The organism is Gemmatimonadaceae bacterium (genome assembly GCA_036273715.1).
Classification (GTDB): Bacteria; Gemmatimonadota; Gemmatimonadetes; order Gemmatimonadales; family Gemmatimonadaceae; genus JADGGM01.
Genome location: DASUHB010000060.1, coordinates 1 through 2,294, shown reverse-complemented (window position 1 = coordinate 2,294; position 2,294 = coordinate 1). Strand labels below are relative to the sequence as shown.

The 2,294-nt window shown below is 66.6% G+C and carries 1 protein-coding gene; it reads left to right on the top strand.

The window, feature by feature from the left end:
- The first annotated feature begins 191 nt into the window (after nucleotides 1-191).
- On the top strand, nucleotides 192-2,258 hold the full coding sequence (locus VFW04_12480) for a DEAD/DEAH box helicase family protein (protein ID HEX5180142.1): 2,067 nt from the start codon (nucleotides 192-194) through the stop codon (nucleotides 2,256-2,258).
- Nucleotides 2,259-2,294: the final 36 nt, after the last annotated feature.

Genomic DNA, 2,294 nt, shown 5'->3' with positions numbered 1-2,294 from the left:
CGGCTTCGGATAAGATCGCGCTTTTCCGGAGTCTGTTCGCGGGTCGCGTGGATGTCTTTCCACGACGCTGGGAGAATGCTCGGAGCGGAAAGTCCGGATACGCACCGGCGTGCGCGAACGAGTGGAAGCCCGGCGTGTGTGAGAAACCGCGGATCAAGTGCGGCGAGTGTCCGCACCACGCTTTCATTTCGGTGTCCGACAGCGTCATCGCCGCGCACCTTCTTGGGACTGCACGCGGACGCGACTCGGACCGCGAATTCGTGGCCGGTGTGTATCCGCTCTTGCCCGATGACACGTGCCGGTTTCTCGCGGCCGACTTCGACGGTGCGCAATGGAGCGATGATGCGCTCGCGTACCTCGCGGCGTGCGCGGCGCGACGGGTTCCGGCGGCGCTCGAGCGCTCTCGATCGGGCGACGGCGGCCACGTCTGGATCTTCTTCACTGCGCCGGTCCCGGCGCGCGAAGCGCGGCAGCTCGGCGCCCTGCTCCTAACGGAAGCCATGGAGAGCCGGCCCGAAATCCCGTTCACGTCGTACGACCGCCTCTTCCCGAGCCAGGACACGATGCCGAACGGCGGGTTCGGCAACCTGATTGCGCTCCCCATGCAGCGCCGGGCGCGCGGCCGCGGCGCGACGGTGTTTGTGGATGAACGCCTCGAGCCGTACGCTGACCAGTGGGCGTACCTCTCATCGGTGATGCGCCTTACGCCTAACGAGATCGCGACGCTGGTCGCGGGCGCCGAGCGCGCCGGCCGGGTGCTGCGCGTACGGATGCCCGTGGAAGACGAAAACGCCGACGAACCGTGGCGTGCGCCGCCGTCGCGGCAACTAACGCTTCCCGCGATCGCGGAACCCGTTCCAGCGCGAGTGAGTGTGGTGTTGGCCGACGACGTGTACATCGAGCGGGGTGATCTGCCGGCGCCGCTGGTCGCTCGCCTTGTCCGGTTGGCGGCGTTTCAGAATCCGGAGTTCTATCGCGCGCAGGCGATGCGTCTCTCGACGCGAGGAAAGCCGCGCATTCTGTCGTGCGCTGCCTTCCATGCTAAACACGTTGCCCTGCCCCGCGGCTGTCTGAATGAAGCGACCGAGCTACTCCGGACTCATGGCATCGACATCGATTTCGAGGATCGCCGCGATGCCGGCGCGCCGCTGGCAACGATGTTTCGCGGAACGCTGCGGCGCGAACAACAGGACGCGTTCGAGGCCCTGCGCCCACACGACTACGGCGTGCTCGCTGCGACCACCGCCTTCGGCAAGACCGTGGTCGCCGCGGCGCTCATCGCGCAGCGCGCAGTCAACACGCTCGTCCTCGTCCACCGGCGCGAGCTTGTTAGGCAGTGGGCGGAGCGGCTCGCCACGTTCTTGGACGTTGCGCCGAGCGACATCGGGACGATCGGCGCCGGCAAGCGCGCGCCAGGGAAGCGCATCGACGTGGCACTCATTCAGAGTCTGGTGCGGCGAGGAGAGGTGTCAGACCTCATTGCCGGCTACGGGCACCTGGTAGTGGATGAGTGCCACCACCTGTCGGCGGCGAGCTTCGAGCTGGTGGCGCGGAGATCGAAAGCCCGATATGTGCTGGGCCTGTCGGCGACCGTGGCGCGACGCGACGGGCACCATCCCATCATCTTCATGCAGTGCGGGCCGGTGCGATATCGCGACGCGCCAAAGGCGCAGGCTGCGAGGCGCGGATTCGCGCATCGCGTGATGCTGCGCGACACGGCGTTTCGCCTAACTGGTGGTGAAGGTGATACACGCCTCACTGTACCAGCGATCTACGCGCTGCTCGGACGAGACGACGTTCGCAACGCGATGATCATCGACGACATTCGCGAAGCTGTCGCGCGCGGGCGCGCGCCCCTGGTGCTAACGGAGCGGCGCGAGCACCTGGAGTCGCTGCGAGACTCACTGGCCGGCTTGGCAGCACAACTCGTAGTGCTGCGGGGAGGACTGCGACCTGGCGCCAGGCGAGACGCCGAGCGGCTGTATCGCGAGACTACAAGCGAACCACGGGTAATTCTTGCGACAGGCCGTTATCTGGGCGAGGGGTTTGACGATCCTCGACTCGATACCTTGTTTCTCACGATGCCGATTGCATGGCGGGGCGCGCTCGCCCAGTACGTCGGACGGCTGCATCGAGAGTGCGATGGGAAGCGGGAAGTCGTCGTGTACGACTACGTGGATTCATGCGTGCCGGTGCTGATGCGGATGGCGACGCGGAGGCAGGCTGGTTACCGCGCGCTGGGCTACTCGACCGCTTGATCTCGCGCAGGAGCCGCCTCACGGCTGCGGCTGTCA